The following is a 24912-nucleotide window of genomic DNA, read 5'->3' as shown; positions in this document are numbered from 1 at the left end:
ATGAGAAGAGGAAACAGAATTTACAGATCGAATTACAGTGGCCGAAGAAATCATTCTCCGCTGTTTTCACAATCCGGGGAGTCATCTTTTTTTCCGGCACAGGCCAAACTTACGGTAGGCCAGCCAGGAGATCGTTTTGAACAGGAAGCGGATCGTGCGGCAGATGCGGTCGTTAATCAAAATGTACCGGATAGCTCGTTAAACGGATTGGATAGCAATGGATTCAGGAATACCGGAGAAAGTATTTCAGAAGGAATAACACCGCTTGTTCAGCAGGAAATGGAAGACGTTGGCATTGCACAACGCCAGCCAAAGGAAGAAGAGGAGGAAATCGCACAACCAAAACTGCAGGAAGAGGAGGAACCGGTTCAGGCGCAGGCAGAAGAAGAGGAGGAACCGGTTCAGGCCAAAGAGGAAGGCGAAGAATTGCAGATGCAAGAGGAAGAGGAGGCGATACAAGGTCAGGCTGAGGAAGAAGAGGAGGAGTTGCAAATGCAGCCGGAGGAAGAGGAAGAAGAAATAATGCCAAAAGCAGAGGGCAGTGCTCAACTTGCATCAAGTGTGGAAAGCACTTTGGCTTCAAGTCCGGGAAGCGGATCAAAAATGGACAACAACATTCGCTCTGAAATGGAAAGCGGCTTCGGAGCCGATTTTAGCCAGGTTCGGATTCACACGGGGCACGATGCCGTAAACATGAACCGCCAAATGGGAGCACAGGCTTTTGCACATGGCAACGATATTTATTTCAACGAAGGAAAATACGATCCAAACTCGGAAAAAGGTAAACACCTGCTGGCACACGAACTTACGCATACCATTCAGCAAAAAGGATTTGTTAAGGCCAATGTGCAAACTACGATGGACGATAACCGGGACCTTGTTGCGGATCGGTTTAGTGGTAATTTGCGGTTGGAAGCCTGTTTGGATGGAGAACGAACGCTTGGCTATGGAAGTACAGGTAAGCCTGTTTCATTGATACAACAGGCTTTGGTGGATGCCGGATTCCCTTTGCCGGTGTATGGCGTTGACGGGATCTTTAAAAATGAAACCAAAGCTGCAGTGGAAAGCTTTCAGCGTTCGTCATCTTTGCCTGTAACAGGAATAATCGATGCCCGGACTATGGCCTCGTTTGACGGATTATTTTCGTGGGGAGCGCCAACTTTGCCCACCGGAACTCCGGCCACAGAAGCTCCTTCCATCACTTCTTCAACGATCAGCATCGCACCCGACGGAACAGCCGATGAACGTACCTTGGTGGGAGTGGGGGAATTTGTTCGCTTTACCGGAAATACGGAAGGCACCTGGACTGTCACCGGAGGAAGGATTATCGGATTAAATACGGGACAGAACATGGTGTGGGAAGCTCCGCCTGTTCCGATGGTCAGCATCATTACACTTACCAATCAGGCAGGTTCAGCGTCTATGATCATGTCAACCAAAGCACCCGACTCAATTACCTTAGAACGGTCGGCAATTCTACCCATACCTGTCGGAACGCTTGGCGCAGCAATGGAAGCTGCTATTACCGTTCATCCCTTGAACGTAAACTTTGGCCGTACGCAGTGGTTCGAGGAGCCCGGTCCGGCAACAAGTGTAAGTGGCTATTTTAACCAGTTTTCAGCGGCAGATCTTCACCACGACCCAAACCCGGATTATTTACCATTTGACGACATGAATACCGGGCTAACCGATGAGGCGGCCTGGAGGGGCGGGAATCCACCGTTCAGCAGAGGTTATCACGAGTGGGTGATCCCAAACAAATACAAGATTGACGGAGAATCGGATGCCCAGGGAAGGGTATTTACCAATGTTACACAGTCGTTCTTCGTAACCCCGGGAGGCAGTTTTATGGTGGCCAAAGCGGGAGCATTTATTTTTAGGACGCTGAACAACTTTACGATATAAACGGCAAATTTTGAATTGATAAAAGGAACCAATGATTTATGTACGAATCAAAATCGGCACAAAAAAGTAGTACTCACTCTTCCGCTGCAAACCGGAACGAGCCTTTTATTCAGCCAAGTTTAAAGGTTGGACAACCGGGAGACAAGTACGAAGTGGAAGCTGATCAGATGGCCGATCAGATTGTACAGCAAGGCAGGGCACAAAACACTTCTCAGGACACTTTTTTTTCTGCCTCCGAAAGTGTAAATGCCAAGTCGCTGAATTCCTCCGGGGGATTTTTTGGTGCGGGAACAAGCGCTGAAAGATCGGAAGAAGAAGAGGTGCAAATGAAAGCGGAAGACAGGCAAAACGATTTGCTGGTTCAGAACTCGGTTGACAACAATTTTGTTTCATCCATTCCCGCTTTACAGGCCAACTCAATCGGTTCGGCTGAAGAAGAACAAGTAAAAGAACCGGAAGAGGAAGATGTGCTTCAAACTGAATCAGTGGTTCAAAAAAGTACCGATATTCCTGAAGAAGAACCAGAGCTGCAAACTAGGTCGGATTCTCCCAACGACGCAAGTTCCGTGGAATCATCTCTTGATGCCTCAAAGGGCGGCGGAAGTCCGATGAGCGGCGATACAAAAAGTGAGATGGAATCGGGTTTCGGGGCGGATTTTGGCAATGTGAGGATTCACACCGGAAGCGATGCGGTGCAAATGAGTGAAAACCTCAATGCACAAGCTTTTACACACGGCAACGACATTTACTTCAACGAAGGAAACTATAACCCGGGAACCGAATTGGGAAAACATCTGCTGGCGCACGAGCTGACGCACACGGTTCAGCAAGGAGCTTCTGTTCAACGCCAAATGATTCAGAAGCAGGAAAACGATACAACAGCTGAAAACCCGGAAGATATACTAAAGAAATTTTACCTCCCGGCAGTAAAAGCCCGGCATTTATCGCTCTATCAAACCTGGGCATCGCAGGGAAAATTGAAGCGTTTTCAGGGCTACAGCCGGGGAAGACCAAATCAAATCAGCGTCTGGAAAAATCATTTCTGGGATAAGATGCAAAACACGGAGAGACTCGGACTTCATGAAGAGTTTTCCGGTGTTAAAAAGATAAAAACTCCGGGAGATAAAGAAATACGGGGACGGCGGGCGACTTTGCTAAAGAAGCTCACCATCGCCAACTGGGACAAACGCGGCCGGGTGCTTAAAGATACATTGGAAGTTGACCACATTGTTGAACTTCAAACCGGAGGCTGGCCTAATTCAACCACGCCCAATGAAATTGAAAACATGGAGCTGCTCGATAAAAGCTCCAATGCTGCTGCGGGGGCAAAAACCAAGTCGAACATTGTGGCTATTGTCCGAAATTATCTGGAAGCTTCCGGTGAATCGAATACTCAATCCGATGCGGAAACCTACATGGCGGCCAACACCATTAATTTTGAACAGGTGGAGCTTGGGCAAGGTGATTTTGCCGGACAAGGAGGAGAGAGCCAGTATTGGACCCGGGAAGAAATTGAGCAGGGCTTGCATTTGAACGATTTGGAGGATTTGGGAAATATCGGCGAACCGGGATCGCCTAATGAATTTGCCTTGATGACTCCCGACAACGGCTACTTGATGGAATTATTTCCGCACGAAGAAAACAGTTTATCGATTCAGTTAGGACCCGATAATGCCAAAAGCAAAGCGGTGGCCGGTATGAAAATCTCAAACATTTCACTCAATTCCGGTTATGATGCAATTGCCGCTGATCTGCCCATGGGGCAAATTACCGCAAATTGGGATCTTCCATCTGATTTTAATGCCCCGGAAGGACCTTTTACTATTTCTGTAAAAAAATCGACTAGCCAGTATGCCGGGAAAGTCGGCGATGTACCATCAATGGGGATGGATTTTGAATACCTGAGTCCCATCGAGCTATCCGGCGAATTTGGAATTAACGAGGATGGTTTTTTTGCTGAAGGAAGACTGACACCTTCTATTGAATTTTTACGAGGAGCCGAATTGGTGGTTGGAGTGCGGGGAACAGAGGCCTATTTTGCAGCCGAGTATTCTCCTTCCGATCTGAATATTCCGGTTCCGGGATTAAGCATTGATAGTTCCAGTTTGTCGGTTGGTTACAGTACCGTTGACGGATTTGGAGTAGATGGAAGTATTGAATTTCAGATGGACCCGATCGGAAGCGGTGCCATTGAAGCTGGTTTTAACCAGGAGAATGGCTTGAGACTGCGAGGCGATATTACTTTCGACGAACGACTTTTTGGTCGGAGTGAGGCCAGTGCCAGAATGGCTTATGAAAATGGTTTGTGGAGTATTGGCGGTACCTTGACGATTCCCCGAAACAAAGTGCCGGGAGTAAAAACAGCCACTATAAGCGTTGATTTCTCGGAAGAATCGGGGCTATCTGCCACCGGTGATGCCGAACTCGATATTCCTGGAATTGAACAGGGAACCTTGTCGATCAACTATGGTGATGAAGGCTTTTCGATTTCCGGCGATTTTAACCTGAGTTCTGAAATCCCAGGTATACAGGGCGGGACAGTGTCTGCTCGCGTGGGCAAGCAGGAAGGAGCAGAAGGTTATGATATTATGATTTCCGGAACAGCACAACCTGATATTCCCGGAATTGATTCAACGCTGACCGTTAGTTACGAGAATGGCGCACTAACCATTGAAGGACAGGCAGCCTACGAACGTGGAATGCTCAGCGGAAATATACGGGTGGGAGCTACCAACCGGACCATTGGTGAAGACGGTCAGCCAACCGGAGAGCCGGATGATACCATGCGGGTTTACGGTGGCGGCGATCTCACGCTGCAACTTACGCCATGGCTGGAAGCAACTGCCGGTGTTCAGTTTTTGCCCAACGGCGAGATGGAAGTAACCGGCCGAATTGGTTTGCCCAGTGCGGTGGATGTTTTTGACCGGCGCGAATTCCGCAGAAGCCTGTTTACAGTGCCAACGGTTGAGATTCCGATTTTTGCCATTCCACTCGGACCTCGTAGTATTGGTTTGGTAGCACAAATAAGTGGCGGACTCGATTTCTCCGCTGGTTTTGGTCCGGGGCAGTTGCGCGAAGTGTATGCCGAGGTTACCTACAATCCGGACCGGGAAGATGAAACAGAAATTCATGGTCACGGCGAGTTTGCCATTCCTGCGGATGCCGGACTTACACTTCGTGGCGATCTTGGACTGGGAGTTAGCATTGCCATCGCCAGTTTGTCGGGTGGCATCGAACTGGCCGGAACACTTGGTCTGGAAGGCGAAGCATCGGCCATGGTTGATTTATCGTGGAGTCCGCAAACAGGAGTGGTACTCGATGCGGAAGGACGAATCACGGTAAATCCAAAGTTTGTGTTCGACGTCAATGCCTTTGCCCGCGCCAGCCTTGGGATTGGCTGGTTCTCTATTTCCGAAACCTGGCGATACAACCTTGCCTCGTTTAGCTGGGGACCCGATATTCAGTTTGGACTGGTGTTCCCGGTTCATTACCAGGAAGATCAGCCTTTTGATATTTCATTCGACGATATTGAAGTGATCTATCCCGACCTGGATGTGATTGACATGGCGAAAGGACTGGCGCGCGACGTAAAAGATGATATGTTTGATTAATGATTTAGATATGGACAAACTAATTGAATTAAATAACCAGGGAGTTTCACACTTTCTAAACCAGCGGTTTAAAGAAGCGGAAGATTCATATAACAAAGTGCTGGAAATAGATGAACACAATGCCACAGCATTGAATAACCTGGGATTGTTGTATCACCAGCAAAAACAATACAAGGATGCCGAAAAAAGTTTTGAAGAGGCGATTGAGGCAAATCCCAGATCTTCCTATTTTCTCAATCTTGCCAATGTGCAGGTATTTTTGAAGAAATGGGCGGTGGCTGAAAAAAATTATATAAAAGCCTGCGAGCTGGATGCCAAAAACGTGAAAGCCAAAATTAGTATGGCCCGTTTTTATGAAGCGCAACGATTGTTTTCGAAAGCTGCTGATGTTTGGTTCAGCCTGATCATGCAAACCAACGAAACCCAATACAAGATAAACCTGGCCGGAAACAAAATGGCAATGGGGCAGTTTGAGGAAGCATTGGGCATTCTTTCAAATTTAACAGACCAGAAAGAAGCTGCCACGGTTTATCATCAGATCGGGATTTGCGAATTGAACCTGAAGAATTACGGCCTGGCGCTGCTGGCTTTTCGCAACAGCCTTGGGCTCTCTCCTGATAATCTGGCTACGCGTCATTACCTGGCGATAACCATGCTGGCGGCCGGAGAGCATGAAAAGGCTTTGGAAGAATTCGACTTTCTTCTGAAAATGAACCCCGAAAGTATAAAGTTTCGTTTGGACAAGGCTTCGGTGTTGTTGTCGCTTCAGCAAACCGGAGAAGCTAAGGAATTGATCGATGAGGTTTTACAACGGGATCCCGGGAATAATAAGGCGGCCAAATATCTTACTTTGATAAAGGGTGAGGAAAAATAGAGTATGCATGTATCGGCAACAAATAAAATGGAGAGTATTTATCAGCAAGTGTTTGCTTTTGTCCGGCTGGGAATTCAGCACCGGCTAAACCAGGATTTCAAAAAAGATGCTAATTCAAGTTCTGTAATCCCGGATTTTTCGTATGCTACGGATACAACTTTAGGGAAGTTCATCGCTGAAAATAAGTTAAGCAGCGAAGAAATTTTTTGTCTGTGTATGGCGCTCATGCCACACTTATCGCCCGGATTTATTTCGGGAGTAGTAGGGGCATATCTTCCCAACGGTGGCGAGTTTCCGGAGTTTGGCGGAGTAAAAGGTAAAAATCACCGGGGAATCATTCCAACCGGTGAAACGGTTCTATACCTGCTGGCCGGAAAAGACCTGGCAAAAAGAGCCGCAATGATCCGGATGTTTGAAGAGGATCACCTGTTTGCGCGGAAGAATGTACTTTTCCTGGATCAGGTTCCGATGGGAGAACCCAAAATGAGCGGTCGCCTGATTATGGATGACGAGTATGTAGATCTTTTTATTGCCGGTAAAATCTCGAAACCAAAGCTGAGCAGCGATTTTCCGGCACAGTTGATTACTACTGATTTGGAATGGAAGGACTTGGTTTTGCATGAAAAAACAATTGAGGATATTCGGGAGATTGAAACCTGGCTAAAATTCAATGCCAGGTTGATGCAAGACTGGAAACTTCACGGAAAGGTAAAGCCCGGATACCGGGTTTTGTTTCACGGGCCACCAGGAACCGGAAAAACAATGACAGCTTGCCTGCTCGGAAAATACACGGGTCGGGATGTTTTCAGGATAGACTTGTCAATGGTGGTGTCGAAGTACATTGGTGAAACCGAAAAGAATCTTTCGAAGTTGTTTGACAAGGCAGCCAACAAAGACTGGATTCTGTTTTTTGATGAGGCCGATTCGATTTTCGGGAAACGCACTAACGTTAGGGATGCGCACGACAAATATGCGAACCAGGAGGTTTCTTATTTGCTTCAGCGAATCGAATCGCACGAGGGGCTGGTTATTTTGGCTACCAACATGAAAGCCAATATTGACCCGTCGTTTACCCGCCGTTTTAATACGTTTGTGGAATTCGATAATCCCGGAGTCGAAGAGCGTCGCCGCTTATGGGAAAACTATCTGCCGGATTCAAAAAAGCTTGAAAAAGAAATTCAGGTAAAAGAACTGGCGCGTTTGTACGAATTATCGGGCGCCAATATCGTTAATGTTATTCAGTATGCCGGGCTGCAAACCCTGCGAAAAGACAACCGGCAACTTCAACTGGAGGATCTTCTGAAAGGGGTAGAGAAAGAGTATCTGAAAGAAGGAAAAATGCTCAGAAAGAACTGAGGTTTCCATTTTTATTCTTGCTTTCAATGTATCTTTTGGTCATTTGTTGAAATAAACATAAAGAAGTATTTTAGCCAACTACGACCAATTAAATACTCAAAAATGAAGATCCTGATTTCAGCATTTGTTTTAATTCTTTTGTTTCCAGTCTGGGGCATAGCACAAGCTGAAGCCAATTATGACGAAAGTAAAGTTCCTGCGTTTAAGTTGCCCGATCCTTTGGTAACTTTTAACGGGAAAAAAATCAAAAATGTAAAACAATGGGAAAAGAAGCGACGACCCGAGTTGCTCCACTTTTTTACCGAAAATTTTTACGGTGAAGTTCCCGGTGAGCTGAAAATCGATGATGTTCATTTGATTGAAGAGAGTGAAAGCGCATTGAATGGAAAAGCACACCGCAAACAGGTGGTTCTGTCCTTTAAAAAGGACAATCATACGCTCGATTGCACGATGCTCATTTATTTGCCCAGAAATGTGGAAAAAGCCCCGGTGTTTTTAGCGTACGACTTTCTTGGAAATCATACCATCACCAAAGATCCGGAGATTGTTATTTCGGAAGCCTGGGTGGCCGATAAACCTTCGCTGGGAATCATCAACAATCAGTTGACGGAGCAATCGAGGGGAGTACGTTGCGACCGTTGGCCGGTCGAGAAAATCGTGGAAGCCGGTTACGGGCTTGCCGTGATTTATTATGGTGAAGTGGATCCCGATAAAAACGATATGACCGATGGTATTCACCCGTTCTTTTATGTCGACGATCAGGAACAGCCTGCCAATAACGAATGGGGGGCAATTGCTGCCTGGTCGTGGGGACTGGGAAGAGCCCTGGATTATTTGGAAACGGATGCAGACGTGGATGCTTCGAAAGTGATTGTGTTTGGGCATTCGCGTTTGGGAAAAACGGCTTTATGGGCGGGAGCTACCGACCAGCGTTTTGCCGCTGTTATTTCCAATAACTCGGGTTGCGGGGGAGCAGCTCTTTCCAAGCGTCGGTTTGGAGAAACCATTGCGCGTATTAACCGCAGTTTCCCGCACTGGTTTTGCAACAACTTCAAGAATTATAGCAACAACGAACAAACTTTGCCGGTAGACCAGCACGAGTTGATCGCCTTGATCGCTCCCCGTCCGGTGTATGTGGCCAGTGCCGAAGAAGACCGCTGGGCCGATCCGAAGGGCGAATTTCTTTCTGCGCTCTATGCCACACCCGTGTTTGAATTGTACGGGAAAAAAGGAATTTCGCAGCAGGAAATGCCGCCGGTAAACCAGCCGCTTTTAAATACTGTCTCCTATCATATCCGAACCGGAGAGCACAATGTAAAGGACTACGACTGGGAGCAGTACATTCGCTGGGCCGACATGTTTGTAAAATAATACAGAGAATAACTTAACACCTACCTATTATGAGAGCACCTTTTTCCCTTTTGTTAATAACCGTTTTGTTTACGGCATGTAATCTTTCAAAAAAATCGGAACCTAAAGATCCAACCGTTCACCTTTTTAACGGGAACGATCTTTCGGGATGGCACGCCGATGTTCCGGCTGCCGATCAAAATCCGGATACTGTGAAATCCTTTATTGTTCGGGATTCGTTGTTAGTGAGCATGGGCGATCCGCGCGGGCATTTGATCACCGATTCAGTTTACAGTAATTACCGTTTGGACGTGGAATATCGTTTTGCCGGAACGCCTGGAAACTGTGGCGTTTTGGTGCATGCATCAACACCGCGGGCACTGTACCAGATGTTTCCGAAATCGCTGGAAGTGCAAATGCAGGATGGTCAGGCGGGCGATTTTTGGTGCATTGTAGAAGATGTTACCGTCCCCGACATGATTGAACGACGCGGCCTTGAAGAAAGCTGGGGAATAACCGAAGGTAAAAAACGGCGGATTTTAAATCTTACCGACGGTTCTGAGAATCCGGTAGGGGAATGGAACCACATGGTAATTGAATGCGTGGCAGATACCAGCAAAGTTTGGGTGAACAACGACCTGGTTAATTACGGTTACAACTGTACCGCACAAAAAGGACAAATCGCGGTTCAGGCGGAAGGATCGGAAGTGGAATTCCGGAAAATAGATTTAAAACCGATTGAGAAAACCACCCCTATACAACTATAGATTTTTGATTTTGATTTGTTTTGAAATACTTGCCAATCGTCCTTCCTTGCTCGCAGGGAAGGAAATGAGGATGGGGATGAATGTATTACCGGAACGGATTTGACTTTTATAAAAAAAGGGAGCCATGAGCTCCCTTTTGTATGTTGTTGTTTTGATTGATTACATATCAACTTCCACTTTGGCAATTTTACCGGTGCGGTATTCGCCTGCCAACAATTTCTTTCTGGTTTCTTTAAAAGCTGCCAGTGTCAATTCAACATCTTCCAGCGTATGCATGGCTGTTGGAATTAAACGCAGCAAGATCTCGCCTTTAGGAATTACCGGGTAAACCACAATTGAGCAGAAGATTCCGTAATTCTCACGCAGGTCGTAGATCATTTGAGTAGCTTCTTCCTCGCCACCTTTCATATAAACCGGGGTAACCTGGGTATTTGTTTTGCCCAAATCGAAACCGGCTTCTTTTAACCCGTTTTGCAGTGCGTTTACAACTGTCCACAGTTTTTCGCGCAACTCAGGCATCGTACGGATCATATCCAAACGTTTCAGCGCACCCATTGTCATAGCCATTGGCAACGACTTGGCAAAAGTTTGCGAGCGCATGTTGTAACGTAAAATGTAGCAAATGTCGGTTTCGCAGGCAATAAAGCCACCAATACCGGCCATAGCTTTGGCAAAGGTTCCGAAATATAGGTCGATGCCATCCTGTACTCCAAAATGTTCGCCCGAACCGGCACCTGTCGGTCCCATTGTTCCAAAACCGTGTGCGTCGTCAACAAACAAACGGAAATCGAACTCTTTTTTCAGGGCTACAATTTCGTCGAGTTTACCAACCTGTCCGGTCATCCCAAACACACCTTCGGTAATAACCAGGATACCGCCGCCTGATTCTGCCGCCCGTTTAGTGGCAAAGGTCAGCATTTTACGCAGCTTCTCCATGTTGTTGTGCTGGTAAACAAAGCTTTTTCCGCCTTTTGCTTTGTGCAGAAAAACACCATCCATAATACAGGCATGTGACTCCGAATCGTAAACGATCACGTCTTTTCGGCTGGCAAGGACATCAATGGCAGAAACCATTCCCTGGTAACCGTAGTTCAAAAGGAAGGCATCCGGCTTGCCCACAAATGCGGCCAATTCACGTTCCAACTGCTCGTGTTTTACGGTTTGCCCCGACATCATTCGAGCTCCCATCGGGTACGCCATCCCATATTGGGCAGCAGCTTCGGCATCCGCTTTTCTTACTTCAGGGTGGTTCGCCAGTCCCAGGTAGTTGTTCAAACTCCAGGTTAAAACTTCTTTTCCCCGGAAGTTCATTCTGGCTGCAATTTCACCTTCCAGCTTTGGGAAAGCAAAATAACCGTGAATTTGGTCCATCCACTTACCAATGTCACCTTTATTGTTTCTGAATTTTGCGAAAATATCCATGATAATTCGTTATTAAAAGTTCGATTACAAGGGTGCAAATGTAAACTTTTTTAAAATCTCAGCAAATGTGTTAAATAATTCTAAGCGCTTAGCTTCCACATTCAATACAATGTTAAATTAGCGCAAACTAAATACGAAGCTAAACTTCTATTGTGTTAAAAATGAACTGGGTAGATGTGAGCTTCAATTAGTTACAAACAATGAAATTTTGATATTCTTTTAGTTCCAGTTAATTAAAAAAAGTATATTTTTGCGCCATGTTTATGAAAATGAGATTTTTGTGGGTATCATTGGTATTGGCAACCCTGTTGCTGACATCTTGCGGAGATTACAACAAGATTGTAAAAAGTACCGATTACGAATTTAAATATAAGAAGGCCGTTGAGTATTACGATGATGGTGAGTATGTAAGGGCCGGAACGCTTTTCAGGGAGTTGGTAAATATTTACCGCGGAACAAGCCGTGCGGATAAAATTTACTATTATTATGCCAAGTGTATGATTGGGCAAAAAGATTACCTGATGGCGGGGCATTATTTTAAATCGTTGGTAAAAGAGTTTCCGATGAGTGAATACTCCGAGGAATCTCAGTTTATGATCGGTTACTGTTCGTACCTGATGTCGCCAAAGGCACGCCTCGACCAGCAGGTTACACTTGAGGCCATTGATGCCTTGCAACTGTACATTAACCTGTATCCATACAGCGACCGGGTGGCAGAGGCAAACCGTTTAATTGACGAACTGACCGAGAAGCTGACCTACAAGTCGTTTTTAAATGCTAAATTGTACTACGATTTTGAAATTTACAAAGCCGCGGTTGTAGCGCTTAACAACAGTCTGGAAAAATTTCCTGACAGCAAGTACCGCGAAGAATTAAAATACATGCTTTTAAAATCGAAGTATTTACTGGCTTACAAAAGTGTGGTCGATAAACAGGAGGAACGTTATTCCAACGCATTGGATGAGTACTTCTCTTTTATCGACGAGTATCCGGAAAGTAAATACCGAAAAGAAGTAGATAAATTCTACGAAAAAGCATCTGAAGTGTTAAATTATAAAGAACAAGAAACTAATATCAATTAGAAAATGGATTACAAAAAAACAAAAGCTGCACCGTCGACTATTTCGCGTGACCTTGACGTTTTGACACAGGAAACAGGTAACATTTACGAAACAGTGATGGTATTGGCTAAAAGAGCAAACCAGATTTCTTCGGAATTAAAAGAGGAGTTGAACCAAAAACTTCAGGAGTTTGCTTCTTACACTGATAATCTGGAAGAGATTTTTGAAAACCGTGAGCAGATTGAAATTTCGAAGTTCTACGAGCGTTTGCCAAAACCAACATTGATCGCTTTCGAAGAACTGAAAAACAGTGAAATCTACCATCGCAACCCTGCAAGGGAGAACAAACAGAGAATTTAATTTCACGCCCTTATGCGGCTGAAAGGCAAAAATATTATACTTGGAATTACGGGAAGTATTGCAGCTTACAAGGCAGCAATACTTCTTCGGCTTTTAATAAAGGAAGGAGCCGAGGTTCAGGTCGTGATTACTCCGGCCGGGAAAGAGTTTATTACACCGGTTACTTTGTCTGCATTGTCGAACAAACCGGTGGTGAGCGAATTCTTTGGTGCCAACGATGGTTCGTGGAACAGCCACGTGGATCTTGGTCTGTGGGCCGATCTGATGCTGGTGGCACCGGCAACCGCTTCAACCTTGGGGAAAATGGCCCACGGAATTGCTGACAACATGCTGGTAACCACTTACCTGTCGGCCAAGTGCCCGGTGTTTATTGCTCCGGCGATGGACCTCGATATGTTTGCCCATCCTTCTACGCAACGCAATCTTTCCATTCTGAAAGAATACGGGAACAGCATTGTTGAACCTGCTTCCGGAGAGTTGGCCAGTGGCCTGGAAGGAAAAGGCAGAATGGAAGAACCCGGAAAGATTCTGGAGCTGGTAGTGGAACACTTTTCAGCAAAAAAAAAACTTCTGAATCATAGGTTCCTGGTAACTGCCGGGCCTACTTTCGAGAAAATTGATCCCGTTCGCTTTATTGGAAATTACTCGTCAGGTAAAATGGGGTATGCCATTGCCGAAGAACTGGCTGATCAGGGGGCTGAAGTAACACTCGTGTCCGGACCTGTATCTGTTTGCACTGCCAACAACCGTATAAACGTGGTAAAAGTGGAGTCGGCACAGGAAATGTACGAGCAGTGTGTATCCCGGTTTGCGGCTTGCGATGGCGCTGTGATGTGTGCTGCCGTGGCTGATTTTACGCCGGTGGATAAAGCAGCACAGAAAACAAAAAGAGGGAAGGAAAACTGGTCCATCGAATTGGAACCGACAAAAGACATCGCTGCCGAACTCGGGAAACTCAAAAAAGACAACCAGCTTTTGGTGGGCTTTGCGCTCGAGACTAATAACGAGCTGGAAAATGCACAGAAAAAACTGGCTAAAAAGAACCTTGATTTTATTGTGCTGAACTCTCTGAATGATTCGGGTGCTGGTTTTGGAGTGGACACCAACAAAATTACCTTGGTGGACAAGGACAATAAACCGGAGGTTTTTGAGTTAAAGTCTAAGAAAGAAGTTGCCCGCGATATTGTTAACAAAATTATTGAATTGAAAGCTTGATAACATGATCAGAAAAATTGCAAGTACCTTATTGATTACAGCTTTTGTGGTGTTTACTGCCTTTGCGCAGGAACTGCGTTGTAATGTTACGGTTTCTGCTCGTGGAATTCAGGGGGCCAACCAAAACCTTTTCCGGACCATGCAATCAGATATTTACGATTTTATGAACAACCGTAAATGGACGGAGCATGTGTATGGTTACGACGAAAAAATCCGCTGTAACCTACTTATTCAACTCGATGAGCAGGTTTCTGCTGACGAGTTTAAAGGCTCTATTATTGTTCAGCTAACACGTCCGGTATTCAATTCGAGCTACACTTCCACTGTTTTGAATATCAAAGACAACGATTTTCATTGTAATTATGTGGAGTTTCAGCCGCTTGAATTTAATGAAACATCGAATCGTGACAACCTGACCAACATTTTGGCGTATTACGCATACATTATTCTGGGGTTTGATTATGATACGTTTTCCGCGGAAGGTGGAACAGAATTTTTTCAGAAAGCCCAGTCGATTGTCAACAACTCGCAAAATGCGCGTGAACGAGGCTGGAAATCCTTTGAAAGTGAGCGCAACCGCTATTGGTTAACCGAGAATATTTTAAATAAATCTTATTCTTCGTTCCGTAGTTGCATGTACAGTTATCACCGCGATGGACTGGATATCATGTCGGACAGGGTGGAAGAGGGACGTGCCAACATTGCCAATTCCTTGCGCGATATTCAGAAAGTGTTTCGCCGTCGCCCGTCTACTTACATTCTTCAGATATTTTTTGACGCCAAAGCCGATGAACTGGTGAATGTCTTTTCCAAGTCGTTTCCCGACGAACGTAGTCGCGTGTTGGCTATCCTAAACGAAGTGGATCCATCAAACGGCAGCAAGTACGAAAAGATCAAAGAAAGCGAAGATCTTTGATTTTGCTGAAGTACCCTTTAAATCTTTACGTTTGTAATTCTTTTTTGAAATAACTGAAAAGAAAAAGTCAGTTGTCCGATTTTTGGTATTTTTATTCCGAAATACGATTTGAACATGCTTGCCAGGTTATACATATCCAATTATGCTTTGATACAGGAATTACAGGTTGATTTTAGTAAAAACCTGAATACTGTTACCGGGGAGACCGGTGCAGGTAAATCCATTATTTTGGGCGCACTTGGATTGATCATTGGCAATCGGGCCGATTTATCGGTGTTAAAGGAAAAGGAAGAAAAGTGCGTGGTGGAAGGCCAATTTGAGGTAAAGAACTACCAACTGAAGGCATTTTTTGAAGAGAATGACCTGGATTACGACGATCTCACTATTCTGAGAAGAGAAATAACACCCGCCGGAAAGTCGAGAGCTTTTATAAACGATACCCCGGTAAACCTGAAAACACTACGTGATCTTGGGTTGAAGCTAATTGATATTCATTCACAGCATCAAAACCTGGAATTGGGGAACCAGAAATTTCAACTCGATTTGGTGGATGCAGTGGCAGGAGCCGGCGAAGCACTCGAGGCTTACAAAAAGCAGTTTCGTTTGTACCGGAAAACAGCCAAAGAATTGGCAGCGTTGAAAGAGCAGGCTGAAAAAGAACAGGCTGACCTGGATTATTACCAGTTTCAGTTTAGCCAGCTGGAAGAAGCAGCACTGAAAGAGAACGAACAGGAAGAGCTGGAAGAAGAACTGGAGCGTTTAACACATGCTGAAGAGATAAAAACAGGTTTTACAACGGTTGTTCAGCTTTTGGACGATGAACGTTTTTCGGTGATTCAGCATGTAAAGGACGGCAGAAAAGCACTGGAGAAGATAAGGAATTACATGGCGGAAGCGGCTGGTTTGGAAACCCGCCTGGAGAGTGCCATGCTGGAACTGCGCGATATCGCTGACGAAGCAGATACTTTGGCGGAGAAAATTGAACATGATCCGGCACGGATTCAGGAAGTAAACGATCGGCTAAACCTGATATACAGTTTGCTGCAAAAACACAATACCGATAATGTGGCTGCCCTGATTGAGCTGCGGAACGAACTGGATCAGAAGATCAGCAAAGTAACGGGGTACGACGACGAAATAAAGGAGAAAGAAAAAGAATTGGCGGGTCAAAGCAAAATCCTGGAAGAAAAGGCTGTTGCGCTTAGTTCCATTCGTAAAAAGGCATTTCCGAAGATTGAAAAATCGGTGGTGGAGGATTTGCAGCAACTGGGAATGAGCAAAATACGTTTTGTCGTGGAACACAGCCTGATGTACGATTTTGGTTCAGAAGGAAAAGACGAAGTTGCTTTTCTGTTTAGTGCCAATGCCGACTCGGCGCCCGATGAGATATCCCGCATCGCATCCGGAGGTGAAATGTCGCGGCTTATGCTGGCCATTAAAAACCTGTTGCGTAGTTCCAAAGCATTGCCAACCATTATTTTTGATGAGATTGATTCCGGGATTTCCGGGGAAGTGGCTATGAAAATGGGAACCATTATCAAATCCTTCTCTTCAACAACACAGATTATTAATATTACACATCTCCCGCAAATTGCGGCGCGTGGCGATGCCCATTTCAGGGTTTATAAACTCGAAGAAAATGACCGGACGATCACGTCAATCAAACAACTTACCGAAAACGAACGTATAGAAGAACTGGCAAAAATGGTAGGTGGCGATAAACTCACCGATACAACCATTAGTGCAGCTCGCGAACTTTTAGCAAATTAATTATGGCAGAAATAGGAAAAATAAATACGCTTGGCATTGTTCGCGAAACAGCCAACGGAGTATATCTTGACGGTGGCGATCATGGTGAAATTTTGATGCCCCAAAAGTTTGTAACACCCGAAATGAAGGCGGCTGAAGAGGCCGAAGTTTTTGTTTACACCGACTCGGAAGACCGTTTGGTGGCAACCACCGAAAAGCCGCTTGCCAAGGTGGGTGACTTTGCATGTCTGGAAGTAAAAGAGGTAACCCAGGTGGGAGCTTTTCTTGATTGGGGGCTTCCCAAAGACCTGCTGGTACCTTATCGCGAACAAAGAGAAAGAATGGAGGTGGGGAAAAGTTACTGGGTGTATATATTTCTCGATCTGCTTTCCAACCGGGTAGCGGCAACTACTAAATTCCAGAAGTACCTCGATAATACGCCTCCCGATTACAAACCCGGGCAGGAAGTGGACCTGATTGTTTTTGATGAAACAGAACTGGGGTATAAAGCCATTGTAAATCGCGAACACTCCGGAATGTTGTACAAAAACCAAATATTCCGTGAGCTGAAGATTGGCGATAAAACCAGAGGTTTCATTACCAAGGTAAGAAAAGATGAAAAGATCGATCTAATTCTGGACAAACCCGGGTATGCCAAAGTAGATCCTGTTTCGGATAAAATTTTAAAGGAACTGAAAAATAACCGGGGGTTCCTGGCGGTGTCCGATAAGTCGTCGCCCGATATGATTCAGGCTTTGTTCGGAATCAGCAAGAAAACGTTTAAACAGGCTATTGGCGGACTGTATAAAAAGCGGCTTATTTCTTTTGAATCCGACGGAATTCGTTTGCTGGAAGACGAATAACGGCCGTGCTGGTTATTGTTGTTCAACAAGCTGCATTTGTTTGTCCAATATTTTGAAGTCCAGTTTCCGCGCTGCTAAAATATTCAGGTAGCTTTTGCAGTTGTAGGCATGCATTTCGTCCTTTTCCTTGAAAACGTGATACGACTGAACCACCCAATCAATGGCTGCTTCAATATCGTTTTGCATTTCGCAAACCAGCCCCATGTTGAACATGCACTTGGCGGCAATGCGCTTATTGGGATTGCTGATGTTCTTTTTCCAGTGTTTGGCAGCTTCCAGCCACTGGCCATCTTTTATAAGCTCGTTGGTCTGTTTCAGGTCTACGTGACCCGATTTATAGTACATCCGCTGGACTTCCATCCAATGCGGGATCAGCATGTGCGCGAATTCAGTACCGGAAATATCAGCCGAATTCAACACCGCATCTCTGCGTGGCGGAACAACGTTTAATGCGTTTTGAAGAAAGATACATTCTCCTTCCCATGTAATAGGATTCTTATGTAAATATTGGTAGTGGAAAAGGTTTTTATTCAGATCATATATACTCCAAAGTGCATTTACTTCTGCCAGCTCAGTGACTTTGTAATAGCCTTCCACGAAGAATTCGTTGGTGTCAATTTCATTGCGGGTAAAAAAATGATCCAAGGACAAAAAGAAATCGGCTCCGGTTAAGTCAGCAATTTCTTTGAGTTTATCCGATGTATAAAGCCCGAATTCGGTATCAAGTATCTTTTCCGAAGTTTTGTTTTTGGTTGCGGTGGGATACATTTTAAAGTACTGCGAAAGCACGTAGGAATTAACGATCCCCACATACGAATCGTAGTCAGAAGTATCTATTTCTGAGACATGTGAGAATGAAAGCGTATCTTTTACGCTGGTTGCTGAATAGTCGGCAGCCCGGAGTTCTATTATTGTATCCAAAAAATCCTGATTACTAAGTTCTGACAGAAAATACTCGTAATAGATTCTGGAGGCAACACTGTCGAGGTTGGTGGTGTCGCTCATTGCCTTTCCAAGAACATTATAGTTAATAAGTTCCGGGTTAAAGGCAATATTCGTATTATTATAACGTACGGCCAGCTTGCGGTATTCGCTTGGAAGAATGATCTCCGACGGTTGAATGATCTCAATTTTCACCAAACTTACATTGTAAAAAGTGGTGCATCCCTCGAGAAGTGCAGTTACAAACAGGCTTAGCATCAGAATCAGAGGGGAGCGGCTCATTGTTATTGGTTTAGTAGGGTAATGTCCTTCATTCGTTTTCGGAGCGCATTCTGGTAATGCATGATTCGTTTGATATCCTCCTTGCTGCGGTATTTTGTGGCAAGTTGCATGGCTGTCGAGAGCCATTTGTAGGCCGTATCAAGGTCATCTTTCATTTCATAAGCCAAAGCCATGTTGTACCGTGCCTGAATTGCGATCTTACCGTTATCATCTCCCACATAGCGTTTCCAAAGCAAAATAGCATTATCCCATTCCCCTTTTTGAAGAAAGGTTTCGGCAGAAGCAAAGTCGGGGAGAGGCGGCACAGAATACATGCGGTTTACATTTTGCCACGAGGCAAAAAATCGTTTGGCATAGTTTTCCCCTGCCATTTGAGAGGCAATTTTTAAAGCCGTTATTCGTGGTGGGAGCAGTGTTTTGCGCTGGTAATTTCCCTGGTCGTCGTACCCATTCCAGAAAATGGTATCGATCATGGTTTTGCGGTCGATTATTTTTTCTTCCACGGGATTGTATACAGCCCACACAGCCGCGGTTATTACTTCGTTCGATTTGGTGGGCATATCGGCAGTTGACGAATACTCGTTGTAAAAACAGGAATACGTTTCCAGCGAAATCAGCAGATCACTTTGTGTCTTTTCGGTGATGTTCCGGATCAGATTAAAATCAAGCGCAGGAAGTTTATTTCCCCTGTGCGTTTTGAAAAGCTCTGGGAAAATATGAATGGTTTCAAAAGTTTGATGGCTTTTGAGGTTCCCAGCCAGCTCCTGCATGGTCAGGTTAACCAGCACCGAATCGAGGTTGGCCGGATCATCTTTTGCCTTTTTGAGCCTGTAATCGTCTTTGTAAAAGTGAAGGAGGGTGTCGTTGGTGTACTTGAAGTTCCGGTAAACAATGGCTGCGTTCTTGGTCTCGGAAGGCACAGCAATTTTGCCGGGTTGATATACCTCGATCTGGTATTCTTTGTAGACGGTGCACGAACTGAACAGTGCCAGTAAGACCGCCAGTGTTAGGATGCGGTTCATTATTTTAGTTTTTCAAGTTCCTGTCTTCGCAGTTTCAGACGCTCCAGGTAGTCGTAAGTCGTTTGTCTGAACATGATGTTGTACGACTCCAGCCCCCATTTTATCGCCTCGTCAACATTCCCCTGAAGTTCGTACCCAACTGCCAGGTTAAAGGCAGCTTTACTTTTGGTTGTCTTTGAATTGCTTTCTGCCGCAACTTTCTCCCACAGCTCCATGGCAGAGGCCCAGTCGTTGTCGTTCACCAGGTTTTCGGCTTGTGTCATTCGGTCGTCTTTATCACTTAGGATAAGCCGCTGCTCGCGGTTCCATACCGTGCTTATTTTTTCCGAGAAATCAAGGGCAAGGGCAATTCCAGCCTCCGAAAGTCCCTGTTTTACCGTTGTGAAATGAGAAAATAATTCGCGGGCTGATCCGGCTCCGTCTTCCCAGTAAATAGTATCCCGCATAAACTCGCGCATGATCACCTTTTCCTCTAGCGGGTCATAAATCCGGAAAAGCGCTTCGTAAACAACCGCCATTTGCGCTCTTGCAATTTCGTAAAAAGCATCGTCCGCAGGGTTGTAATAACTTTCTCTCTGGTATTTGGTAACCACGCGGGTCTGAAACATATCAACCGACAAAACAGCATCGGTTTGAAAGGTTTCACAGAGGTCTTTTACCTCGTTCCACTGCATGGTTTCGCTTAAAAACGAATTTTCTTTGTGATCAATAAAACGGTTTTCAGGAATTACATAGTCGTATCTACCCGATTCAAACAGCAATTTGCCCAGCGCCTGCAGCATGGTGTCGGCCGATTGCAGGTCGTGAATAACGGTATCTACATCAAAAGCTTTTTTGAAAAATATATTCTGAAGTGTATCCGACGGAGTGTCGGTATACGAGTCGTCAACGGTTCGGTTTACCAACACCAGGCTTTGTATCCTTTCGGGGAGTTCCTGCTTGGCTTTGCGAGGTATCTCAATGGTAATGTACTTCGACGAAGAACAAGATACAGCCATTAAAAGGATCAGCGGCAAAAACCATATAAATTTTCTGAAGTTGGTATTCATACAGCGCGTTTCAGTTACACCCCAATTTAATAAATTCCCCAGTATTTTCTCAAAAACCATTCCACACTCACCAGCAGCAACAAAACAAAAAACAGCCATTTAAGGTTGAGCAATTCATTCACCATTTCCTGGTAATAATTTACTGCCTTGGGCTTGTTCCCGGTTTTGAGTTCTTCAATCAGCTGATTGGCATTGGCTGGCAGGTAAAACTTGCCGCCACTAAGCGAAGCCAGCTGATAAAGTGTTTGGTGATCGGCTCTGGTAACCACATTCTCCAGGTTCACCGGAACAACCGTGAAACTTCCTGTTTCGGTGTATTCTTCGGAACCTATATTTACCTTCGCCTCGAATGTGTAATCCCCCAGCGGCAGGTGTCCTGCGTTCAAATAATAATCTTCTCCCTGAACGTCAAACGTAAAGTTAAAATCTTCGTCGTTCGAGTTTTTGAGTGCAATGTTCACCTCGCCTGTTGTAATCCTTTCAAAGGCATCGTTGTACACTTCTGCATTCAGGATAACATCGTCGGTTTCTGAATAAACAGGGGTAAACTCAACAATAAAATTATCTTCGTTTTCGCGCAAGGCAAGGTATTGAATTAGCTGGTTGATAAGCTCGTTAAAGCGGTCGTGGCTCTGGTGCTGGTAATAGTCGAAAAGACGCCACCGCCAAATTCCTTCACCCAAAATAAAACCGATTTTACGGCCGTTCTTTTTTCCAGTGGCCAGCAGCGGTTTCCCGGTTTCAATGTTTTTTAGTTTTTGATACAGCAGAGGAGTAAAATCAGCATCTAGTTCATAGTCGGCAAAAGCGACATTTAGCGGAGGAAATTTTGGCAGGGCCTCCACAAAATCTTCTGATAAGCGGAAAGTCGCATAAACCGGGTTGATTACAGGTTGGGCTTCTTCTCCCGAACCTGCGAGCGGCGTTATTTGGACACCCTGGCCGAAAGTGTTTAGCTGTGGCAGAAAAGTTTCGCTGCCCGCAATAAAAAGAACCGGCAGTCTTCCGGTTTGGGCTTTTTCGATCACCTGCGCCATCGATTTTCCCGAAGTTGGCAGCTGGTTCAGAATAATCAGGTTATAATCGTTCAGGTTGGCCGGATAGGGCTCTTCGGTAAATATGCTTACATCGTATGTTTTTTGATCTTCCAGCGTGTTTTTAATGGCTCCGATATCGGGATGCGAACCATCGGAAAGAATCAATATTTTTTGTTTGTTTTCCAGCACATTGATCACAAAACCGGACGTGTTGTTTTTGGTGTTTCGTTCATTTTCAACGGTTTCAATGCGGGCCGTGTAATGTTGCAGGCCTGTTTTGTCGGCATCCAGAATAAATTCGCGGCTTACAAAATAATTGTCGTTGGGCGGCGTGATCATGATACTTTGAAGTTCTTCACCACCTTTTACTATTGATAGTTTCAGCGCTTTGCCTTTTAACTTTGAAAAGTGTACATCCACCTCTACCGGGAATTTATTTCCGGAAAAGGCGGTACGGTTGACACGGATGTTTTGGATTCTTGAATCTGCCACAATGGTCGTATCTCCAAATCCGACGGTATAAGCCGGAAAGTTAATGTCGCTGAGTTGATTTACCGGGTTTCTTCCCTGGTTGTAAATCCCATCTCCCACCAGAATCAGCGCTCCAATGTTTTGGTTGAAATGATTGTTGCTGACCTTTGTCAACACATCACTGTAATCCGATCGTTTGCCTGTAAATGAAAGCTCGTCACCAACACTGGTCTCTTCCCCGAAATAGTAATTCACAACTTCAAAATCGGCACCCAGTTCTTTATTTAGTTCTTTTTTTAGCTCTCTTAACTGTGTGGCAAGTGCTGTGGAATCGGGTCCGGATATCATCGAAGAAGAATTATCCCAGGCAGCGATGATCAGCGGGTTTTGTGTGATTTTTTTCAGGTTGCGCCAAAAGGGCGATAAAAGCAATACGGCAATCAGAAAAAACGAAACAAAACGAAGTGCTGTTAATATTCTGACCTGCGTTTTGCTGAGTTCGCTGTTTGCCTTGTTTCTGAAATACAGTAAAATTACAATACCCAGCGCTGCCATCACAACTGCGAGCAAGAGGATAAACCAATATTTTGTTCCGAATGAGATCAAATTGAATGAATTTTGAAAGTCGTAAATATACGTAACTCCTTTTTTAAAATAAGGATTTATGAGTATTATTACATAGTAAATAAAGGTTGCGGTGAACCTGAACGGAGCATTGGAATAAGAGGTAGATTAACGGTATTTAGAGGGGAGAAGTGGAGAAACGAAAGGAGTTCAGAACTGCTGCCTGAAAAAGAGCGGATTCCATTTTCGAAACGGAATTGTGTTGTCGGAATGTATTGTTGAACTAAACCAAAAATATTGACCAAACTATATTCTTATGAAAAATACGATATTGCTTCTTTGGGTTTTGGCGCTGACTGCCTGTGGTCCGAAATTCAATCCCGAAATTACGGTTGACGATCTGAAAGAGAATATTTATTACCTGGCTTCCGATTCGTTGCAGGGGCGAAAATCAGGTGAGCCGGGCGGCTTTCTGGCTGCTGAATACATCCGTCAGAAGTTTGAAACTGCCGGTTTGCAATTGTTGTACGACAACGGTTTTCAGCCGTTTAGTCTGGTTGCTGACGCTGAGTTGGGAGATGGAAATTCGCTTACAGTGGGCAATACATCATTCGAAGCTAAAACCGATTTTTTACCCTACGCTTTTTCAGCCAATTCCACGGTTGAAGCAATGCTTGTTTTTGCAGGTTATGGAATGGAAGTTGACCGCGATTCGTTGAAATGGAACGATTTTCTTGGGGTGGATGTCGCCGGAAAATGGATGTTGGTACTTCAAGGCGATCCCGATTTGGAGAATCCCAACAGCCCTTATCTCGAATTCTCAACCGAGCGTGCCAAAGCGCTCACCGCTTCCGATAAAACTGCCGCGGGAATTATTTTGGTGGCCGGTCCGGATTTTAATGAGAAGGACGAACTTTCTTCGCTCTTTTTTGATAAGAACAGTAGCCGCTTTGATATGCCCGTTCTGCAGGTTACGCGCAAAGTAGCCAATGAGATGCTTGCCGGAACCGGTGAAACCATTGAATCACTCGAAAATAGGATGAAGGAAGAACACCGTGGATTTAACCTGGAAGTTACGACTTCGGTTAAAGCAACGGTAAATGTTCAGCTAAAAGAGAAGGAAACCCGAAATGTGGTGGCCATGTTACCTGGTTGGGATGAGACCTTGAAAGACGAGGTCGTGGTGATCGGGGCGCATTACGATCATTTGGGAATGGGCGGTCCCGGCTCGGGTTCACGCGCCGTGGATACGATAGCCGTTCATAACGGGGCCGATGACAATGCATCGGGTGTAGCGGCGGTCATTCAGCTTGCCGAGAAAATGGCCGCTGAAAAAGCAAATAAACGAAGCTTGATTTTTGTTGTTTTTGGGGCCGAAGAAATGGGGCTGGTAGGCTCCAAAGCGTTTGTAAACGACCCTCCGGTTGCCAGCGAAAAGATGGTGGCCATGTTTAATTTTGACATGGTGGGCCGTTTGGATACAACAACGAATGCACTTAGTGTCAGCGGAACAAAAACATCGGTAGAAACCGAGGAAATACTAAATGACCTGAATCCGGGTTTTGAACTGGCTTTCTCGAGTGAAGGAATCGGTCCATCGGACCACGCTTCGTTTTATTTGCAGAACATTCCGGTGTTTTTCTTTTCCACCGGGGCACATCCGGATTATCATACCCCGAAAGATGATGCAGAACTGATCAACTACGAAGGCGAGAAAAAGGTGCTTGACTATGCGGCAGCGGTGATCGAAGATGTGACCAATCGCGACCGGAAACTAACCTTTCAGGAAGCGGGCAGCAAGTTTCAGCGGAGCAGGGGAGGACGTTTCAAAGTTACATTCGGAATTATGCCGGATTATGCCGGGCTCGAAAAACGCGGAATGCGTATTGATGCTGTTACAAAAGGAAAACCGGCGGACAAGGCTGGCATGCAGCGGGGCGATATTATTACCGCAATCGAAGGCAAAAAAGTAAGCAATATTTACGATTATATGAGCCGCCTGCAAACGCTCGAAGCCGGAGAAAGAATTTCAGTTGATATCATTCGCGACAATAAAGAGACGGTACTTATCGTTCAATTGTAGCAAGCGTAATAGT

18 protein-coding genes are annotated in these 24912 nt (G+C 45.2%); 13 read left to right on the top strand and 5 right to left on the bottom strand.

The window, feature by feature from the left end:
• From INQ51_RS07860 to INQ51_RS07835, 6 genes are all read left to right on the top strand, one after another.
• The gene (locus tag INQ51_RS07860) at positions 1-1905 is read left to right on the top strand and encodes a DUF4157 domain-containing protein (RefSeq protein ID WP_233377424.1); all 1905 of its coding nucleotides are present in this window, start codon (positions 1-3) and stop codon (positions 1903-1905) included.
• 38 nt (positions 1906-1943) lie between these two features.
• The gene (locus tag INQ51_RS07855; protein WP_233377423.1) at positions 1944-5516 is read left to right on the top strand and encodes a DUF4157 domain-containing protein; all 3573 of its coding nucleotides are present in this window, start codon (positions 1944-1946) and stop codon (positions 5514-5516) included.
• A gap of 10 nt (positions 5517-5526) precedes the next feature.
• Entirely contained in the window at positions 5527-6390 is an 864-nt protein-coding gene (locus tag INQ51_RS07850; RefSeq protein ID WP_233377422.1) for a tetratricopeptide repeat protein, read from the top strand.
• Positions 6391-6417: 27 nt separating this feature from the next.
• Positions 6418-7746: an ATP-binding protein gene (locus tag INQ51_RS07845; protein ID WP_233377421.1), complete on the top strand. Its 1329-nt coding sequence runs from the start codon at positions 6418-6420 to the stop codon at positions 7744-7746.
• A gap of 102 nt (positions 7747-7848) precedes the next feature.
• Complete coding sequence (locus INQ51_RS07840) at positions 7849-9117, top strand: hypothetical protein (RefSeq protein WP_233377419.1); 1269 nt, start codon at positions 7849-7851, stop codon at positions 9115-9117.
• A gap of 29 nt (positions 9118-9146) precedes the next feature.
• Positions 9147-9863, top strand: coding sequence for a DUF1080 domain-containing protein (locus tag INQ51_RS07835; RefSeq protein ID WP_233377418.1), 717 nt, complete (start codon positions 9147-9149; stop codon positions 9861-9863).
• Positions 9864-10022: 159 nt separating this feature from the next.
• Here INQ51_RS07835 and INQ51_RS07830 read toward each other — a convergent pair whose 3' ends face one another.
• Positions 10023-11285 carry an aminotransferase class I/II-fold pyridoxal phosphate-dependent enzyme gene (locus INQ51_RS07830; protein WP_233377416.1) on the bottom strand — a complete coding sequence of 421 codons (1263 nt, stop codon included), beginning with the start codon at positions 11283-11285 and terminating at the stop codon, positions 10023-10025.
• Positions 11286-11563: 278 nt separating this feature from the next.
• On the opposite strand from INQ51_RS07830, the gene INQ51_RS07825 reads away from it, so the two are divergent.
• The 6 genes from INQ51_RS07825 (at position 11564) to INQ51_RS07800 (ending at position 17449) form a co-directional block, all read left to right on the top strand.
• Positions 11564-12367 carry an outer membrane protein assembly factor BamD gene (locus INQ51_RS07825; protein WP_410796204.1) on the top strand — a complete coding sequence of 268 codons (804 nt, stop codon included), beginning with the start codon at positions 11564-11566 and terminating at the stop codon, positions 12365-12367.
• 3 nt (positions 12368-12370) lie between these two features.
• Positions 12371-12706 carry a DNA-directed RNA polymerase subunit omega gene (locus INQ51_RS07820; protein WP_233377412.1) on the top strand — a complete coding sequence of 112 codons (336 nt, stop codon included), beginning with the start codon at positions 12371-12373 and terminating at the stop codon, positions 12704-12706.
• A 12-nt stretch (positions 12707-12718) separates the two neighbouring features.
• On the top strand, positions 12719-13921 hold the full coding sequence (gene coaBC / locus INQ51_RS07815; protein ID WP_233377411.1) for a bifunctional phosphopantothenoylcysteine decarboxylase/phosphopantothenate--cysteine ligase CoaBC: 1203 nt from the start codon (positions 12719-12721) through the stop codon (positions 13919-13921).
• 4 nt (positions 13922-13925) lie between these two features.
• On the top strand, positions 13926-14837 hold the full coding sequence (locus tag INQ51_RS07810) for a DUF4835 family protein (protein WP_233377410.1): 912 nt from the start codon (positions 13926-13928) through the stop codon (positions 14835-14837).
• Positions 14838-14951: 114 nt separating this feature from the next.
• Positions 14952-16607, top strand: a complete 1656-nt coding sequence (gene recN, locus INQ51_RS07805) for a DNA repair protein RecN (protein ID WP_233377409.1) — start codon at positions 14952-14954, stop codon at positions 16605-16607.
• Between the two features lie 2 nt (positions 16608-16609).
• Positions 16610-17449, top strand: a complete 840-nt coding sequence (locus INQ51_RS07800) for a S1 RNA-binding domain-containing protein (RefSeq protein ID WP_233377407.1) — start codon at positions 16610-16612, stop codon at positions 17447-17449.
• Positions 17450-17461: 12 nt separating this feature from the next.
• On the opposite strand, the gene INQ51_RS07795 is transcribed toward INQ51_RS07800, so the two are convergent.
• The 4 genes from INQ51_RS07795 to INQ51_RS07780 are packed head-to-tail and all read right to left on the bottom strand — an operon-like array spanning position 17462 to position 22858.
• Complete coding sequence (locus tag INQ51_RS07795; protein WP_233377405.1) at positions 17462-18673, bottom strand: DUF6340 family protein; 1212 nt, start codon at positions 18671-18673, stop codon at positions 17462-17464.
• A 2-nt stretch (positions 18674-18675) separates the two neighbouring features.
• Positions 18676-19695: a DUF6340 family protein gene (locus tag INQ51_RS07790; protein ID WP_233377404.1), complete on the bottom strand. Its 1020-nt coding sequence runs from the start codon at positions 19693-19695 to the stop codon at positions 18676-18678.
• The gene (locus INQ51_RS07785; protein WP_233377402.1) at positions 19695-20744 is read right to left on the bottom strand and encodes a DUF6340 family protein; all 1050 of its coding nucleotides are present in this window, start codon (positions 20742-20744) and stop codon (positions 19695-19697) included. The genes INQ51_RS07790 and INQ51_RS07785 overlap by 1 nt, the downstream gene beginning before the upstream one ends.
• A gap of 26 nt (positions 20745-20770) precedes the next feature.
• Entirely contained in the window at positions 20771-22858 is a 2088-nt protein-coding gene (locus INQ51_RS07780) for a hypothetical protein (RefSeq protein ID WP_233377401.1), read from the bottom strand.
• 274 nt (positions 22859-23132) lie between these two features.
• On the opposite strand from INQ51_RS07780, the gene INQ51_RS07775 reads away from it, so the two are divergent.
• Positions 23133-24899: a M20/M25/M40 family metallo-hydrolase gene (locus INQ51_RS07775; protein ID WP_233377399.1), complete on the top strand. Its 1767-nt coding sequence runs from the start codon at positions 23133-23135 to the stop codon at positions 24897-24899.
• The last annotated feature ends 13 nt before the right edge of the window (positions 24900-24912 follow it).

The organism is Maribellus sp. CM-23 (assembly GCF_021354595.1).
In the GTDB taxonomy this organism is placed as follows: Bacteria; Bacteroidota; Bacteroidia; order Bacteroidales; family Prolixibacteraceae; genus Draconibacterium.
This window is presented reverse-complemented; position numbering and strand designations above follow the sequence as displayed.

What these genes read in the sequence shown, in the direction of transcription:
- INQ51_RS07860 (WP_233377424.1), top strand. Translation starts at nt 1, where the DNA reads ATGAGAAGAGGAAACAGAATTTACAGATCGAATTACAGTGGCCGAAGA.
- INQ51_RS07855 (WP_233377423.1), top strand. Translation starts at nt 1,944, where the DNA reads ATGTACGAATCAAAATCGGCACAAAAAAGTAGTACTCACTCTTCCGCT.
- INQ51_RS07850 (WP_233377422.1), top strand. Translation starts at nt 5,527, where the DNA reads ATGGACAAACTAATTGAATTAAATAACCAGGGAGTTTCACACTTTCTA.
- INQ51_RS07845 (WP_233377421.1), top strand. Translation starts at nt 6,418, where the DNA reads ATGGAGAGTATTTATCAGCAAGTGTTTGCTTTTGTCCGGCTGGGAATT.
- INQ51_RS07840 (WP_233377419.1), top strand. Translation starts at nt 7,849, where the DNA reads ATGAAGATCCTGATTTCAGCATTTGTTTTAATTCTTTTGTTTCCAGTC.
- INQ51_RS07835 (WP_233377418.1), top strand. Translation starts at nt 9,147, where the DNA reads ATGAGAGCACCTTTTTCCCTTTTGTTAATAACCGTTTTGTTTACGGCA.
- INQ51_RS07830 (WP_233377416.1), bottom strand. Translation starts at nt 11,285, where the DNA reads ATGGATATTTTCGCAAAATTCAGAAACAATAAAGGTGACATTGGTAAG.
- INQ51_RS07820 (WP_233377412.1), top strand. Translation starts at nt 12,371, where the DNA reads ATGGATTACAAAAAAACAAAAGCTGCACCGTCGACTATTTCGCGTGAC.
- coaBC (WP_233377411.1), top strand. Translation starts at nt 12,719, where the DNA reads ATGCGGCTGAAAGGCAAAAATATTATACTTGGAATTACGGGAAGTATT.
- INQ51_RS07810 (WP_233377410.1), top strand. Translation starts at nt 13,926, where the DNA reads ATGATCAGAAAAATTGCAAGTACCTTATTGATTACAGCTTTTGTGGTG.
- recN (WP_233377409.1), top strand. Translation starts at nt 14,952, where the DNA reads ATGCTTGCCAGGTTATACATATCCAATTATGCTTTGATACAGGAATTA.
- INQ51_RS07800 (WP_233377407.1), top strand. Translation starts at nt 16,610, where the DNA reads ATGGCAGAAATAGGAAAAATAAATACGCTTGGCATTGTTCGCGAAACA.
- INQ51_RS07795 (WP_233377405.1), bottom strand. Translation starts at nt 18,673, where the DNA reads ATGAGCCGCTCCCCTCTGATTCTGATGCTAAGCCTGTTTGTAACTGCA.
- INQ51_RS07790 (WP_233377404.1), bottom strand. Translation starts at nt 19,695, where the DNA reads ATGAACCGCATCCTAACACTGGCGGTCTTACTGGCACTGTTCAGTTCG.
- INQ51_RS07785 (WP_233377402.1), bottom strand. Translation starts at nt 20,744, where the DNA reads ATGAATACCAACTTCAGAAAATTTATATGGTTTTTGCCGCTGATCCTT.
- INQ51_RS07775 (WP_233377399.1), top strand. Translation starts at nt 23,133, where the DNA reads ATGAAAAATACGATATTGCTTCTTTGGGTTTTGGCGCTGACTGCCTGT.